We start from the raw sequence: 14,899 nt of genomic DNA, 5'->3' as shown, positions 1-14,899 counted from the left end.
TGAAGCGAAATTATCGCTCAACCGGAGAAGAATGGTAACTGCGATACAGAATAATCGGGAGATGATCCGAATAGTGGCCGAACGGCTCGACCCTTTTCGGGATCAGGGGATCTTTCTGGGAGGAACCGCCAGACCCGTGTAATGAGCAGGCCAATTGTACATTGCAGGCGATGATGGTCAGGATCTTGATGACTTACCCGAACCTGGATTTCGCAGCCAGCATGCCATTGAATACCGGTTCAGCGACCGATGCCGGGAAACCGGCCGGAAGCGACGAGACAACACGTTTGATGATATCTTCCATCGGATCAAGGAGCTCTCTGGTGATGCTGGCCAGCTCATCCTCGGGAAAACGTACCTTGCGGGCCATGCTCGCCCAGTGACGTTCCAGGATTTCGCCCCAGTAATAGTGCTTGTTTTTGCCATCCACGGACATGGCCATTTTCATCTGCTGCTTGTGGAGTTCTTTCCTCGCCACTATCGGCCAGGCGGACATGACGTCATAGAGCGGCGTCATGCGATAGGCGCCACGCGGCAGCAGATAGATGCTGAAGTTCTTCCCGTGGCCGTCAATGGCTCCCAGCAGCCAGAACAGAAGCTGCGCTTTCATGAACAGTCTCCGGTCTGCCACGGCATTCCCGGAGCCGAGCAACAGATCCATAATCATGCGGATGCCCGGCCCGCCGTCCTCTTCATACTTGAACACCGGCGGGACTCCTAGGGCCTGACACATATCCTCCATCGGCAGGCGGATGATCCAGGTGCCGTCCTTTGATATCCGGCGGTCAAACCGCTCCACAACCAAGGTCTTGATATCCTCGAATGTGCAGATTTCGGCATGCGCGACCGGCATGCCATATTCCGTCAGGATGCGTTGGCACAGCCATTCGTTCTCGACGCTGTCGGAGAGATCGATTCGGGGAGTCTGCCCGATTGGCAGCTTAAAGATATGGGTTGTCGGCGTAACGCCATGGGGCCGGCACCAGCGGCCGTCATGCCACAGCAGGGCGGTTTTTTCCTGGGCACCGGCAATGGAGATGCGAAAATCGGAGCTTCTTTGCATCCCCAGCGGCATCGTTTGGTAGTTTCTGAGGGTCTCGGCGATCTCGGCATCGGTGAGCGGCTCTGCAGTTATGGCCTTGATATCGGGAGGATTTTCAGGTTCCGGCAACAGTTGGACCGCCCCAACACAATCTCGCCCGATGTGCCACAACAGGTCGAAACACCGGTCGCTGGCGGCGCCAAACCTGGTCTGTATCCGCTTTCGTATGGCGTCATTGTCCGGAAGAAGGTTGTCGAAGAAATGCTCGACCACTGTGCCGTGCAGCGGGTGGTGACTGAGAGGGAGCGACAGCGACAGGGGCCGGCTGTTTCCCGATTCGAGCCATGAAGGGGCATAGGCAAGCTGCATTTTGCCCGTCGAGGAAAAGGAGAGAGTGCCGACCTTCTCGCCGTTGATATAAATAATGAGCGGTATGCGGGTTCTGGGACGTGCCACGGTTACCATCTATCCTCTGACGACTGCCCCTGCTCCCGGGGGCCGACCAGAATATTCAGATTGAGGGCCGCCAGCAGTAGCAGAACCGTCTGCAACTGCACCGACGGCTTCCCCTTCTCGATCATCGAAATGGTGGTCTGGTTTACCCCCGTCATCTTCCCCAGGGCGGTCTGGGTCAGCCCCTGTTTTTTTCTCTCATCCCTGAGAATAGCGCCAAGGGATTGGGCTGATGTGATGAGCCTGAACATAAACTACCTCGTATTATTGCACGTAAAGAATAATTACAGATTATTGTCCATATAGCATACGAGCTTTTTATTGTCCAATCATTATATTTATCAGAAATTCACTCCTGGTAACCCATTTTCTCGACCAAAACTCCACCCTGCCTGTCTCTCTTTCGCAGCCAAAGCTGCGGCATTTTCCTTCTAAAACGATTCAATAACGCGGTTGACCACCGGTCTTCCCACTACTATAATACCAATTCTTGATGCCACTGACAGCGCTTCCGCACCCACCCGACTGCAGCTAAGGCCGCCGGCAGGGGTCAGAAATTTTCACTTTTCTTAAATTGCCCGTCCAATATTCTGTGCCCAAGTCTCACCCTCTCATCCGTTTTATCCTGGTCATAACCGGCATTGACCAGCACCGCTCAAATGTCTTTTTCCCATACAATAACAACACATTACACCATTTATTGTCAGTCCTGACATGACGCTCAAATTGCCTTCACACGGCAGGGGTCACTGGTTCGAACCCAGTATCGCCCACCAGAAATCAAAACCGGCCAAGTCAAGAAACTTGGCCGGTTTTTTATTGCAACTTAAGCAAGTTACAACATCACAGCCCAAATCAACTCAGGCCAAAATCACATCTCCAGAGCAATTCACGCATGGTTTAGTCAAACCTGTGCCCAAATCGTGCTCACCAGCCCCCTTTTTCTTTCGCGGACCACTTCTGCTTCGAAGCAGTGATCATCAACGTTTAGTGCCTAACCTTTCGCATTTAACCAACCATGTCGAATATCAAACATGTACTGAGGATTATTCCTCACTTTTATCTACCACACCGGTCAGCTTCTACATATTTCTATGTAATTTTGGGCGCTTATCTAATTGGCTTACCTTTTGTACTTTGCTGCACAAGTCACCGCACGTGTAAGGGAAGAGAGTATGAGAACATTAACGATGCGAAAACGGACTGTAGGGACCGGAATCCTTGTGGCATGTGCCGTGGGGCTTCTCGTGTACCTCGCCTTAAACGTCAGGCTTGCGCCGGTCCCTAACGCAGTGGCGGCCCTCAAGACCGTCGGGATGACCTGCGGCAGCTGTGCCGGCAAGATAGAAAAGGCCCTCAGGCCGATGAACGGCGTGGCGGGTGTCGAGGTGGATGTCAATGGCGGGTGGGTCTTGGTCGGGTACGATACCAACTCAGCCAATCCGGAGACATTTGCCGGAGCGGTCCGCAAGGCCGGATTTAAGAGCTGGCTCATGAAGCAGATGTCACTCGCCGATTTCCGGCGGGTCTCGGGCCGGGATTTCGGTGCGAAAGCGGTCCGGTCCGGAGGCTGTGGTACGGGAGGCTGCGGCGGCTCCGGCGGTTGCGGGAGTGCTAACTAGGCAGATTCGTGAAGATGTGGCGTGGGCGGGTATCTAAGAAAGGAACTGACCATGGGAAAGAAAAGCAGAGCAAACGAAAAGAGACCGATAGAAACCATCAATACGCCCAAGGGCGAGGAGGTAACCGTGAAAGCAGCAAAGAAGAGCTTCACATGGGTGATTCTGGTGGCGGTGGCACTATTGGTTGGGGTGGCAACGGTATTTGCCTTCAATTTCCCCGGCATGTCCGGCGTCGAGAAAGTGAAGTCAGTGAACGGCGTGGTGTCGATTCCTCTGGCCAAGGTTTCGGACGGCAGCGCGCATTTCTACCGCTACACCGATGGCGGCAAGGAGATCAGGTTTCTCGTGGTGAAGGGAAGCGACGGCCAGATCCACACCGCCTTTGATTCGTGCGATGTCTGCTTCCGGGAGAAGAAGGGGTATATCCAGGATGGCGACACCATGCTCTGCAAGAACTGCGGCAAGAAGTTCCAAATCAACCGGATCGGTCCCCACTCCGTCGGCGGCTGCAATCCGTCGTACCTTCCCGCGGCCAACGACGGCAGGAACGTCATCGTGAAGGCTTCCGATCTCCAGCAGGGAGCGCGGTACTTCTAACCGGAGCGGCGAGGCATCGACACCATGAAACTTCACTCCATATCACTCAACAACCTGCGGCGGCGCAAGGCTAAGATGGCGTTTCTCACCATCGGCCTCATGGTTGGCATCGCCACCATCGTCACGCTCGTGACTCTCACCGAATCCATGTCCAACGACATCGGCCGCAAGATGGACGAGTTCGGGGCCAACATCCTCATAATGCCCAGAAGCGAAGATCTGGCCATGAGCTACGGCGGCATCAGCCTCGGCAAGGTGAGCTTCGACCAGCGGGAGATCCACGAGGGGGAATTGGCGAAAATCCGGGAGATCAAGAACAACCGGAACATCCTCGCCGTCTCCCCCAAGGTGCTCGGCGCGGCGACACTGAAGGAGAAGAACGTCCTCCTCGTGGGGGTGAACTTCGCGGAAGAACTCAAGATGAAGCAGTGGTGGCGGATCTTCGGCAATGAGCCGAAGGGTGAGAACGAAATCCTCCTCGGCAGCACCACCGCCGACACGCTCCACCTGTCGCCCGGCGATACGGTGACCATCGGTGGCGAGTCCCTGAAGGTGGCGGGAGTCCTGGAGCAGACCGGCTCCCAGGACGACTCGCTGGTCTTCGCCCACCTGAAGAAGGCCCAGAAGCTCCTCGGCAAGGAGGGAAAAATCTCCCTTGTGGAAGTGGCGGCGCTCTGCGCCGGCTGCCCCATCGGCGACATGGTCGTGCAGATCGCCGAGAAGCTCCCGGAGGCGAAGGTCACCGCCATTCAGCAGGTGGTGGAGTCGCGCCTCAAGACCCTCGACCAGTTCAAGCGCTTCTCCTACGGGGTCGCCGGGGTGGTGATATTCATCGGCTCTCTCATCGTCTTCGTGACCATGATGGGGAGCGTCAACGAGCGGACCACTGAGATCGGCGTCTTCCGCGCCATCGGTTTCCGAAAGAGCCACATCATGCGGATCATCCTCCTGGAGGCGGCTCTCGTGAGCCTGCTGGCCGGCGCCTTCGGCTACCTGTCGGGAATGGGGGCGGCCCGGATCGCCCTCCCCTTCATGGCCGAGAGCAAGAGCGCGGCGCTTGTCTGGGACGGACTGGTGGCTTCGGGCTCCATCGGCCTCGCCGTGACGGTGGGGCTCCTGGCGAGCCTCTATCCGGCGCTCCACGCCAGCCGCATGGACCCCACGGAAGCCCTGCGGGCACTGTAAAGGAACGAAGCTCATGGCACTCATCGAGATCAGCAATCTGACCAAGCATTACTCCTGCGGCGACGAAACGGTTGAAGCGCTCCGCGGCGTCGACATCGGCATCGAAACCGGCGAGTTCATCACCATCATGGGGCAGTCGGGATCGGGAAAAAGCACCCTTCTCTCCATTCTCGGCGGCATGAACCATCCGACCGGCGGGAAGGTGACGGTCAACGGGACCGACCTCTACGCCCTCGGGGAGGAGCAACTCGCCGATTACCGGGCCGAGAACTTCGGTTTCGTCTTCCAGTCGTTCCACCTGATCCCCTATCTCACGGCCCGGGAGAACGTCATGCTCCCCCTGACCATCGCGTCCATGAAGGGCGAGAAGAAGCGGGAGGCGGCTCTCCAGGCCCTGGAACGGGTCGGGCTCGGCGGCAAAGCGGACCGCTTGCCGAACCAGCTCTCCGGCGGCGAGCAGGAACGGGTCGCCATCGCCCGGGCCATCGTGAACCGTCCCCACATCCTCTTTGCCGACGAGCCCACCGGCAACCTCGACAGCGCCAACAGCGAGGCGGTCATGGCCCTTTTCCGGGAGCTCAACGACGAGGGGCAGACCGTGGTGATGGTGACCCACAACCCGGAAAACTGCCAATACACCGACCGGACGATCCATATCCGGGACGGGAAGGTGATCTGAGGGGTGCCGGCCCTTGGCCGACCACGGAACCCTGACCTCAGACTTGCATTAAGATTAGATTATTACGCCACATTGACAGTTTGACTCTTGAGAATGACATGGCATGCTGAAAACGGTCAGTCATCACTTCACCCCAGGAGACCCCATGAAATCACGTCTCGCAATCGGGTTCATGCTCCTCGCCCTGCTGGCAGCCCCTTACCGGGTGCTGGCCGAGGAAACGAAACCATCCGAAAATTTGCCAAAACTCGTTGAGGCCGCCCTCGCTTACAACCCCGAGGTGAAGGCGTCGGAGGCCCGCTGGGAGATGTTCCGCAATCGCGCGGCCCAGGCGGGTGCCCTTGAGGATCCGATGCTCATGCTCAAGATGCAGAGCTATCTCATCCGTGATCCCTTCAACTCCCGACGAGACCCCATGAGCCAGCGGGTGATCGGCATTTCACAGCAACTTCCTTTCTGGGGGAAGCGTGACCTGAAGGCCGAGGTGGCATCAAGGGAGGCAGACGCCCTCAGGTGGCAGATTGAGGAGCGGAAGCTGGAACTGGCGCGCATGGTGAAGGAGACCTACTACCAGATCTTCATGACCGACAAGGAGTCGGAGATCATCGAGAAGAACATCCGGATCATGGATGACTTCATCACCTTGGCCGAGACGAAATACTCCGTGGGACAGGGTGCCCAGCAGGACGTCTTCAAGGCCCAGGCAGAGCGCTCGAAGATGTTCAGCATGAAGATCACTCTTGAGCAGCGGCGCAGGACCCTCCAGGCGACCCTGAACACTCTTCTCTACCGCCCGGCCGAGACGCCGGTGGGAAAAATCTCCGACTTTGAGTTGAAGCCCTTCTCCTGGTCTCCCGAACAGCTTCGGGCCATGGCCGGGGAGAACCGGCCGGTCCTTAAGAGTCAGCGCGCCCTTATCGAGAAGGGGGAAGCCGGGCATCGTCTGGCGGAGAAGGAGTTTTTCCCCGATGTGAATCTCTCCCTGGAGTATATGCAGCGTGACCCCATCAGCGAGATGGAGCGCGGCTACGATATGTACAGCGCGGGCATCACCTTCAACCTCCCGGTCCAGCGGGAGCGGCGCCATGCCATGGTGCGGGAGTCAACCGCCGAAATAGCCATGGCGACAGCGGAACTGAACGCCCTGCAAAACAGCATCAACCTTGGTATAGCCGACAACCTGGCGCAACTGGAACAGCGGGAGAAGATCGCCAAGCTGTACCGCACCGGCATTATTCCTCAGGCGGAACAGTCGCTGGAGTCGGCCACCATCGGTTACCGGGTGAACAAGGTCGACTTACTCACGCTCCTCGACAACCGGCTGACCCTGTTCAACCTGGAGCGTGACTATTACGAATCCCTGGCCGAGTACCAGATGCGCCTCGCCCAGCTTGAGGCCTTGGTCGGCAAAGATTTGCAGGAGTGAGGGGGATTCCCGACAGCGGCGTTTTGTCAGCAGGTAAGTCAGACCATGGAAGGACCCCCCTCAATCCCCCCTACCCTGTAGGGGGGAAGCGAGCAAGCGAGCAGGGGGGTCAACAGGCGCAGCTTACTCAATTGGTATGCATTGAATATTCTCCATAAACCGCGAGGTACGATCATGAAATTGAGCGCAAAGGTTGCAGTTCCGGTGACAGTAATTCTCCTGGCCGCAGTGGGTGGAGGATACTACCTGTGGCAGCACCAGAAGACGGAGACCGCAACAGGAGCAAAACAGGGGCAAAAGGCCACCCAGGGGAAGGTGCTCTACACCTGCGCCATGCATCCCTTCATCATCAAGGACAAACCCGGCACCTGCCCCATCTGCGGGATGGAGCTCATCAAGAAAGTTGAAGGAGCTCCGGCAGACACCAAGGAGATGGCCATGCTGGAGCACGTCTCCCTCTCCCCCACCCAGCAGGTGATGGCCAACGTCGCCACCGTGGAGGCGAAGACGATGCCTCTCACCAAGGAGGTGAACGCCGTCGGCATCGTGCAGTACGACCAGTCCCGGCAGGCGAAGGTAACCGCGTGGGTGGCTGGCCGCATCGACCGACTCTACGTGAACACCGTTGGCGCCTACGTCTCCAAGGGGAAGCCGGTGGCCGAGGTCTATTCGCCTGACCTCGTCTCCGCCCAGCAGGAATACCTCCTGGCGCTCCGCAGCCGCGACCGGCTCAAGGATTCGCCCATCTCCTCCATCTCCCAGGGGGGAGAGGGGCTCGTGGCGTCGGCCCGGCAGCGGCTCCTCCTCATGGGGGTGAAGGAGCACCAGATTGCAGGGCTGGAGAAGGCCGGACACCCCAACATACGTCTCCCCATCTATACCCCCCTCTCCGGCGTGGTGATCGAGAAGATCGCCGTGGAAGGGCAGTACGTGAACACGGGGGATCCCCTCTTCAACATCGCCGATCTCTCTACCGTCTGGGTTGAGGTGGAGGTCTACGAAAACGAGTTCTCCTTCATAAAGCTCGGCCAGCGGGTGGATATCGTTTCCCAGTCGTATCCCGGTAAAACCTTCTCCGGCCGGGTTGCGTTCGTCTACCCCTTCCTCGACCCGAAGACCCGGACGGTCAAGGTAAGGGTCCAGCTTCCCAACCCCGGCCTGAAGCTCAAGCCGGACATGTTCGTGAACGCGTCGGTCAAGGTGCCGCTCGGCACTGCCGTGGCCGTGCCGGTGGGGGCGGTAATGGATACCGGCACTCGCCAGGTGGCGTGGGTGGAGATGAAACCGGGAATGTTCGAGCCCCGGGAGGTGAAGGTCGGAGCCCGGGTGGGGGAGATGGTCCAGGTGCTCTCCGGGGTAAAGGCGGGGGAGAAAGTGGCGGCGAGCGGGGCGTACCTCATCGATTCCGAATCGCAGCTCAAGGGGACCGGCGGCGGCCATGCCGGGCATGAAGGGATGCCGGGGATGAAGCAGGAAGAAAAAGGCGCCGCCCCCGCGCAGGGAGGACATGAGGGACATGGGGCTCCCGCGGCTCCCAAGAAGAATGGCGGAATGAGCATGGATGACATGAAAATGTGAATGATGTCTGCATTGCATCTCAAGACTGAGGATTTATCTCCATGATCGAAAAAATCATCGACTATTCCGCCCGCAACCGCATCATCATCCTGATGATCTTCGGCCTGATCGTCGCCTGGGGCGTGTGGGCGGTCTACAAGACGCCGGTGGACGCCATCCCGGACCTTTCCGACAACCAGGTGATCGTCTTCACCGAGTACCCGGGCCGCTCGCCCCAGGTGGTGGAGGACCAGGTGACCTATCCCCTGGCCGTGAACCTTCAGGGGTTGCCCCAGGTGCGCGCCGTCCGGGCTTCGAGCGCCTTCGGCTTCTCCATGATCTACGTCATCTTCGAGGACAAGGCCGACATCTACTGGGCCCGGACCCGGGTGCTGGAGCGCCTCAACTACGCCGCCTCGCTCCTCCCCTCCGGTGTGGTGCCGACCCTGGGCCCCGACGGCACCGGCGTGGGCCACGTCTTCTGGTACACCCTGGAAGGAAAAGGGTACGACCTGGAGCAGCTCCGGACCCTCCAGGACTGGTTCGTCCGTTACCAGTTGAACACCGTTCCCGGCGTGGCCGAGGTGGCCTCCATCGGCGGCTTTGTGCGCGAGTACCAGATCGACCTGGACCCCAACCGGCTCTTTGCTTACAACATCAAGGTCGATCAGGTCATGGAGGCGGTAAAGCGCTCCAACAACGACGTGGGTGGGCGACTCCTGGAGCAGGCCGACGCCGAGTACCTGATCCGGGGGAAGGGATACATCAAGTCCCCCAAGGATCTGGAGGACATCGTCGTCGGGGCCGACATGCGCGGCACGCCGGTCTATGTGAAGAACCTCGGCACCGTGCAGTTGGGGGGCGCCATCCGCCGGGGGCTCCTCGACATGAACGGCGAGGGGGAGGCGGTCGGCGGTATCGTGGTCATGCGCTACGGAGAGAACGCCAAGGACGTCATCGACCGGGTGAAGGAGAAGATATCCTCCCTGGAGAAAGGGCTTCCTCCCGGCGTGAAGATCATGGTCTCCTACGACCGCTCCGATTTGATCACCCGGGCCATAGACACCCTGAAGCACTCGCTGCTGGAAGAATCCGTGGTGGTCTCCCTGGTCATCCTCGCCTTCCTCCTCCACTTCCAGAGCTCCCTGGTGATCGTGCTGACCCTTCCCATCGCGGTGCTCATTGCCTTCATCACCATGAAGCTCATGGGGGTCACCTCCAACATCATGTCCCTGGGAGGGATCGCCATCGCCATTGGCGTGCTGGTGGACGCCGGGGTCATCATGGTGGAGAACTGCTACCGGCACCTCTCCGAGCTTCCGCCCGAGGAGCGGAAGGAGAAGCGGTTGGAGGTGATCATCACCAGCGCCAAGCAGGTGGGGCGCGCCATTTTCTTCTCCCTCGCTATCATCGTCCTCTCCTTCGTGCCGGTCTTCCTCCTGGAGGGGCAGGAGGGGAAGATGTTCCACCCGCTGGCCTTCACCAAGACCTTCTCCATGGTCGGCTCGGCCATGATCGCCATTACGCTCGTGCCGGTACTCATGTACTTCTTCATGCGGGGGAAGATGCCGCCGGAGAGCGCCAACCCGGTCTCCATGTTCTTCATCCGGCTCTACTCGCCGGTGATCCGGTGGGTGCTGAAGTGGAAGAAGACCACCATACTTTTGAATGTGATCGCCCTTATTATTGCCCTGCCAATGTTTCTGACTTCAATGGGAGTGCAGTTGCCGGTCCCGCAGTTTCTCACCATCGGCTCCGAGTTCATGCCGCCGCTGGATGAGGGGTCGCTCCTCTACATGCCGGTAACCCTTCCCAACATCTCCATCACCGAAGCGAAGCGGCTGATCCTGGTGCAGGACGCCATCATCAAGAGCGTTCCGGAGGTGGAGCACGTGCTCGGCAAGGTGGGACGGGCCGAGACCTCCACCGACCCGGCGCCGGTCTCCATGTTCGAGTCGATCATCATCCTGAAGCCGAAAGAGAAGTGGCGCGCCGGGGTCACCAAGGCCGACATCGTTTCCGAACTGGACGCCAAACTGCAGATTCCCGGCGTCCGGAACGGCTGGACTCAGCCGATCATCAACCGGATCAACATGCTTTCCACCGGGGTCAGGACCGACTTGGGGGTCAAGATCTTCGGTAACGACCTGAACGTTCTGAAAGACCTGGCGGTCCAGGCGGAGGGAATCCTAAAGACCGTTCCCGGCGCCGCCGACGTGGTGGCCGAGCGGGTCACGGGCGGCAACTACATCGACATCGACGTCGACCGGGAGGCCGCGGCCCGCTACGGAGTGAACGTGGGAGAGATTCAGGATGTCATCGAGACCGCCCTGGGAGGCGAGATGCTCTCAACCTCGGTGGAGGGGCGCAACCGCTTCCCGATCCGGATCCGCTACCTGCGCGACTACCGGGACGACATCCCGGCCATCCAGCGCATCCTCATCGGCGGCATGAACGGCGCCCAGGTGCCGCTCTCCCTGGTGACAAAGCTCAAAGTCTCCACCGGCGCCCCCGAGATCAACAGTGAGGGGGGGCTCCTCCGCTCAATCGTATTCCTCAACGTCCGGGGCCGCGACATGGGTGGCTTCGTGGGGGAGGCGAAGACGGTCCTCGAAAAGAACCTCAAGCTCCCGCCGGGCTACTACGTGGCGTGGTCGGGACAGTGGGAGAACCAGGTCCGGGCCAAGCAGCGCCTTCAGATCCTCGTGCCGGCGGGGATGCTCATCATCTTCATCCTCCTCTACTTCACATTCCACTCGGCCCTGGAGGCGAGCATGGTCATGCTCTCGGTCCCCTTCGCCCTGGTGGGCGGAGTCTACCTGGTCAAGGCCCTCGGCTACAACATGTCGGTGGCGGTCTGGGTCGGCTTCATCGCCCTCTACGGCATCGCCGTGGAGACCGGGGTGGTGATGGTCATCTACCTGCATGAGGCGTTGGACAAAAAGCTCATCAACGGGCCGTGCACGGAGCAAGACATCTACGACGCCACCTTTGAAGGGGCGGTGCTGCGGCTGCGGCCCAAGCTCATGACCGTGGCAGTGGCCCTCATCGGCCTGATCCCGATCATGTGGTCCTCGGGCACCGGCGCCGACGTCATGAAGCCCATTGCTGCCCCCATGATCGGCGGGATGATCTCCTCGGCCATCCATGTCCTCATCATGACGCCCGTCATCTTCGTGCTGATGAAGAAACATGACTTGAAAAAGGGTAAACTGAAGTATTCGGGGATGAAACATTAGGCGGCTCTGCTCTTCACGCCATCTCGACGCCGTCCTCACCGGTCTCCTTGTGCGGCGTAGCTCTGCTACGCCTCCGCGGGACCGGCTGCGGGTACGCCGATCTGACGCAAATATCGAAGCCGCAGGAGAGCAGGCAACAAAACACAATGGAAAAAGGAGAACGAACAATGAAGAAATTGGCAGCAGTAATCGCAGTGGCAACCCTGGCCCTGGCGGCCCCCCTTGTTTCCCACGCGGAGATGGACCATGGCTCCATGAAGATGGAGCACGGTTCACACATGGAGCACAAGGGGGACATCGCCCACCAGGAGGTGGTGGACGGAGTGAAAGCCACCTTCAAGGTGATGAGCATGGCCGAGCACATGAAAGCCATGAAGATGGAGATGCCGAAGGGGATGAAGGAGACCCACCATATCGCCGTTGAGTTCAAGGATGCGAAGAGCGGCAAGGCGCTCACCGAAGGGGAGGTGAAGGTCAAAGTCCAGGGCCCCGACAAGTCCGAGCAGGTCAAGGACCTGATGGCGATGCAAGGACACTTCGGCGCCGATTTCGACCTTTCAAAAAAAGGGAAGTATGGCGTCATGGCCAAGTTCAAGCTTAAGGATGGCAAGGTGAGAAGTGCCAAGTTCTGGTACGTGGTGAAGTAATATGTAACGGTACCCCGGACGGCCTGCTATCGGGCCGCTCCTTTGCTTTTACCGGGAGGTGCCCATGAGAACGCTTCGTTTGTTGGTAGCGGCAGGACTTGTGCTCATTGGCATAACCTCCTGTGCGAAGGAGCGAAAAACTTCGCCGGCAAAACAGGTCCGCGTTTCGGCTACGGCGGCATATGAAAAGTATTTTGGCCCTGCCCCGACCACAGACAAGGGCACCTGCTACGCCTTCGTCATCTATTTCCCCTCGGCCAAGGAGCCGGGCAAGGTTGTGCCCTTCCCGTTCTTCACCTTCGATCAGGCTTCCATCAGGCAAGTGGCGCTTGAGCGCCTGCTTGGCGGCATGGATGTGGGAAGCTACAAGGGCGAAATGTTCCAGCCATTTGCCCCAGGGACCCGCATCCTTGGAATTACCGAGCAGAATGGCGTCGTAACCGTGAACCTCAGCAAAGAAATCCTTGTTTCCAAGGCCGATGCGGCGGTTGAAAAGGCGCTGCTCGACTCGGTCGCCCTCACCCTCTCCCAGTTCAGCGGGACCAGGGAGGTGCGGATGGAGATCGAAGGAAAGGAAAGCGGCGGCGTTGACGGCAAAGACGTCGGGAGGTTCCTCGGTCATGGCGGCCTGGAACGGCAGCCCCTGACGCCGGAGGAGAGCGCCGTTCTTCCCCCCTCCCCTCCTCGTATTCTGAGCGTTACCGCCATGAAAGAACAAGGGTCAAAGGAGGTTGAAGAGGTGAACGTCTTCTTCGATCGGCCGGTCACGATCAAAGAACTGAGGATAACCGACGGAGGCGGGAAATCGTTCGAAGGCGAAGTCTATCACTCGGTCTTCGACATGGCGGCGGTGCTGAAGCCAAAGGAACCGTCCCTGTTCAAAGCCGGACTACCGGTGAAGGTCCGCTGGAAGGTAACCGACAAGGTCGGTCGTTCTGCCGAAGGAACCGGGGAGTTTTCACTTGAAGTGCGGGAGCACTGATATGATTCAGATGGGGATGCGCGAATTGCAATAATGCCGGCGGGCTGTGTATGTACAAGGGGTTAGCCTGTACGCTAACCCCTTTTTTGCCTTCATTTTCGTAGAGCGGCAGCAGGATGGATGAGATGCATGCTGTTTTTCCGTCTAGTCGATCTGCTCGGAGAGATAGCACTGTGGTCCCATCTGCCGGAGCTGGTCGAGCTGGGCTTCAAGATTGTCTATATGTTCCTCTTCATCCTTCAGGATCGATTCCAGAAGCTCCCGTGTTCCGTTATCTCCCACCTCCACTGCCAGCCTGATGCTCTCGTTATACCCCTTGATGGCCGACTCTTCTGCAAGCCGGTCGTTTTCGTGCATTTTGGGAACTTCTTCACCGATGTGCATCTTGTTAAGGTTGCTCACGATCGGCCTTCCTTCCAAGAACAGAATCCGGGCGATAAGCTTCTCCGCATGCTTCATCTCGTCGATTGCGCGCTTGCGGATCATGGCATGGAGCCGATCATAGCCCCAGTTTTCACACATTTCAGCATGCACGAAGTACTGGTTCACGGCCGTCAACTCTTCAGCCAGGCGTGCGTTCAGATGCTCGATGATCTTCTCGTTTCCTTTCATGTCTCGTCTCCCTTTCAATTCCGTAGTGTTTACCCGCAGCATTGCATAACTACTGTCAAGTGAAGCAGAATCGGCTCAAAGGTCAAGTCGTGTTCTCCAATTAGCCTGATTGCATGCTCATCACTGCGGCGGAAGGAAGGCGCCTGTTCCTTGTAATTGCCTGATGGAGCCCTATACTTGATCTTGCTGGATCGGCTGGTGAACGGAACCCGTACTAACAGAGGAAGGCCATGATACCTGAGACGGTTCAAAAATTTGTGGAGGAGAGAGGCATCGCCTTTATCGCATCGGCGACGCTTCAGGGAGTTCCCCATTTGGCTGCGGGGGAAAACATAAAGGTCGAGGGAGCTGATCGTATCGTCTTTGAATCGTGGTGTTGTCCGGAGACTCTCCGCAACGTGAAAGGAAACCCGAAGGTTTCCGTATCGGTAACGACCCCCGATGGCCGTAACGGCTACCAGTTTCTCGGCGTGGTGGAAAAGGTCACCGATGCGGCGATCCTTGACGGATTCGTGCCGGGACTGGAGGAACCAGGGATGCCGCAAGTTGCGTCCCGCCTCGAAGTCAGGGTCGGGGCAATCCTTAAGTTCTCGGTGGGTGTGCACACCGATAAGCCAATGTAGCCTGCCGGAGGCTCAATCGGTATCGACGAATTTAACCAGAGTCCCCTTCTTGCTCCCGTACCTGAAAACGGTTATCCCTTTTACCCCCTTCTCGTAGGCAAGAAGAAATGCTTTGGCCACATCTCCCCGTGTAGCCCTGGCGGGGAGATTGACCGTCTTGGAAACGGCATTGTCCGTGTACTCCTGGAAGGCAGCTTGCATCTCGATATGATCTGCTGCGGGTATCTCCAGGGCG

14 protein-coding genes are annotated in these 14,899 nt (G+C 58.6%); 10 read left to right on the top strand and 4 right to left on the bottom strand.

Annotation, left to right across the window (positions count from 1 at the left end):
* Positions 1–193: 193 nt before the first annotated feature.
* Positions 194–1,507 carry a type II toxin-antitoxin system HipA family toxin gene (locus KI811_RS16415; RefSeq protein ID WP_214187553.1) on the bottom strand — a complete coding sequence of 438 codons (1,314 nt, stop codon included), beginning with the start codon at positions 1,505–1,507 and terminating at the stop codon, positions 194–196.
* A complete protein-coding gene (locus tag KI811_RS16410) occupies positions 1,501–1,746 on the bottom strand; it encodes a helix-turn-helix transcriptional regulator (protein ID WP_214187552.1) in 246 nt (81 codons plus the stop codon). The genes KI811_RS16415 and KI811_RS16410 overlap by 7 nt, the downstream gene beginning before the upstream one ends.
* A gap of 939 nt (positions 1,747–2,685) precedes the next feature.
* On the opposite strand from KI811_RS16410, the gene KI811_RS16405 reads away from it, so the two are divergent.
* The 9 genes from KI811_RS16405 (at position 2,686) to KI811_RS16365 (ending at position 13,429) form a co-directional block, all read left to right on the top strand.
* Complete coding sequence (locus KI811_RS16405) at positions 2,686–3,117, top strand: heavy-metal-associated domain-containing protein (RefSeq protein ID WP_214187551.1); 432 nt, start codon at positions 2,686–2,688, stop codon at positions 3,115–3,117.
* Between the two features lie 126 nt (positions 3,118–3,243).
* Complete coding sequence (locus KI811_RS16400) at positions 3,244–3,714, top strand: DUF2318 domain-containing protein (RefSeq protein WP_281873912.1); 471 nt, start codon at positions 3,244–3,246, stop codon at positions 3,712–3,714.
* Positions 3,715–3,738: 24 nt separating this feature from the next.
* Positions 3,739–4,899 carry an ABC transporter permease gene (locus KI811_RS16395; protein WP_214187549.1) on the top strand — a complete coding sequence of 387 codons (1,161 nt, stop codon included), beginning with the start codon at positions 3,739–3,741 and terminating at the stop codon, positions 4,897–4,899.
* Positions 4,900–4,912: 13 nt separating this feature from the next.
* Positions 4,913–5,578: an ABC transporter ATP-binding protein gene (locus KI811_RS16390; RefSeq protein ID WP_214187548.1), complete on the top strand. Its 666-nt coding sequence runs from the start codon at positions 4,913–4,915 to the stop codon at positions 5,576–5,578.
* A 145-nt stretch (positions 5,579–5,723) separates the two neighbouring features.
* Positions 5,724–7,004, top strand: a complete 1,281-nt coding sequence (locus KI811_RS16385; RefSeq protein ID WP_214187547.1) for a TolC family protein — start codon at positions 5,724–5,726, stop codon at positions 7,002–7,004.
* A gap of 174 nt (positions 7,005–7,178) precedes the next feature.
* Positions 7,179–8,582, top strand: coding sequence for an efflux RND transporter periplasmic adaptor subunit (locus KI811_RS16380; protein WP_214187546.1), 1,404 nt, complete (start codon positions 7,179–7,181; stop codon positions 8,580–8,582).
* A gap of 41 nt (positions 8,583–8,623) precedes the next feature.
* Positions 8,624–11,800 carry an efflux RND transporter permease subunit gene (locus tag KI811_RS16375; protein WP_214187545.1) on the top strand — a complete coding sequence of 1,059 codons (3,177 nt, stop codon included), beginning with the start codon at positions 8,624–8,626 and terminating at the stop codon, positions 11,798–11,800.
* Between the two features lie 167 nt (positions 11,801–11,967).
* Positions 11,968–12,447: a hypothetical protein gene (locus KI811_RS16370; protein ID WP_214187544.1), complete on the top strand. Its 480-nt coding sequence runs from the start codon at positions 11,968–11,970 to the stop codon at positions 12,445–12,447.
* 64 nt (positions 12,448–12,511) lie between these two features.
* Positions 12,512–13,429, top strand: a complete 918-nt coding sequence (locus KI811_RS16365; protein WP_214187543.1) for a GerMN domain-containing protein — start codon at positions 12,512–12,514, stop codon at positions 13,427–13,429.
* A gap of 144 nt (positions 13,430–13,573) precedes the next feature.
* On the opposite strand, the gene bfr is transcribed toward KI811_RS16365, so the two are convergent.
* The gene (gene bfr, locus KI811_RS16360; protein ID WP_214187542.1) at positions 13,574–14,041 is read right to left on the bottom strand and encodes a bacterioferritin; all 468 of its coding nucleotides are present in this window, start codon (positions 14,039–14,041) and stop codon (positions 13,574–13,576) included.
* Between the two features lie 230 nt (positions 14,042–14,271).
* On the opposite strand from bfr, the gene KI811_RS16355 reads away from it, so the two are divergent.
* Positions 14,272–14,664 carry a pyridoxamine 5'-phosphate oxidase family protein gene (locus KI811_RS16355; protein WP_214187541.1) on the top strand — a complete coding sequence of 131 codons (393 nt, stop codon included), beginning with the start codon at positions 14,272–14,274 and terminating at the stop codon, positions 14,662–14,664.
* A 12-nt stretch (positions 14,665–14,676) separates the two neighbouring features.
* Here the strand turns inward: KI811_RS16355 and KI811_RS16350 are convergent, their stop codons facing one another.
* Complete coding sequence (locus tag KI811_RS16350) at positions 14,677–14,865, bottom strand: hypothetical protein (protein WP_214187540.1); 189 nt, start codon at positions 14,863–14,865, stop codon at positions 14,677–14,679.
* Positions 14,866–14,899: the final 34 nt, after the last annotated feature.

Origin of the sequence: Geobacter hydrogenophilus (assembly GCF_018501225.1) — a bacterium.
GTDB classification, from domain to species: domain Bacteria; phylum Desulfobacterota; class Desulfuromonadia; order Geobacterales; family Geobacteraceae; genus Geobacter; species Geobacter hydrogenophilus.
The sequence above is the reverse complement of the archived record's forward strand: the minus strand, read 5'-3'. Positions and strand labels throughout refer to the sequence as shown.

Coding starts and splice junctions, on each gene's coding strand:
- KI811_RS16415 (WP_214187553.1), bottom strand. CDS start 1,507: ATGGTAACCGTGGCACGTCCCAGAACCCGCATACCGCTCATTATTTAT.
- KI811_RS16410 (WP_214187552.1), bottom strand. CDS start 1,746: ATGTTCAGGCTCATCACATCAGCCCAATCCCTTGGCGCTATTCTCAGG.
- KI811_RS16405 (WP_214187551.1), top strand. CDS start 2,686: ATGCGAAAACGGACTGTAGGGACCGGAATCCTTGTGGCATGTGCCGTG.
- KI811_RS16395 (WP_214187549.1), top strand. CDS start 3,739: ATGAAACTTCACTCCATATCACTCAACAACCTGCGGCGGCGCAAGGCT.
- KI811_RS16390 (WP_214187548.1), top strand. CDS start 4,913: ATGGCACTCATCGAGATCAGCAATCTGACCAAGCATTACTCCTGCGGC.
- KI811_RS16385 (WP_214187547.1), top strand. CDS start 5,724: ATGAAATCACGTCTCGCAATCGGGTTCATGCTCCTCGCCCTGCTGGCA.
- KI811_RS16380 (WP_214187546.1), top strand. CDS start 7,179: ATGAAATTGAGCGCAAAGGTTGCAGTTCCGGTGACAGTAATTCTCCTG.
- KI811_RS16375 (WP_214187545.1), top strand. CDS start 8,624: ATGATCGAAAAAATCATCGACTATTCCGCCCGCAACCGCATCATCATC.
- KI811_RS16370 (WP_214187544.1), top strand. CDS start 11,968: ATGAAGAAATTGGCAGCAGTAATCGCAGTGGCAACCCTGGCCCTGGCG.
- KI811_RS16365 (WP_214187543.1), top strand. CDS start 12,512: ATGAGAACGCTTCGTTTGTTGGTAGCGGCAGGACTTGTGCTCATTGGC.
- bfr (WP_214187542.1), bottom strand. CDS start 14,041: ATGAAAGGAAACGAGAAGATCATCGAGCATCTGAACGCACGCCTGGCT.
- KI811_RS16355 (WP_214187541.1), top strand. CDS start 14,272: ATGATACCTGAGACGGTTCAAAAATTTGTGGAGGAGAGAGGCATCGCC.
- KI811_RS16350 (WP_214187540.1), bottom strand. CDS start 14,865: ATGCAAGCTGCCTTCCAGGAGTACACGGACAATGCCGTTTCCAAGACG.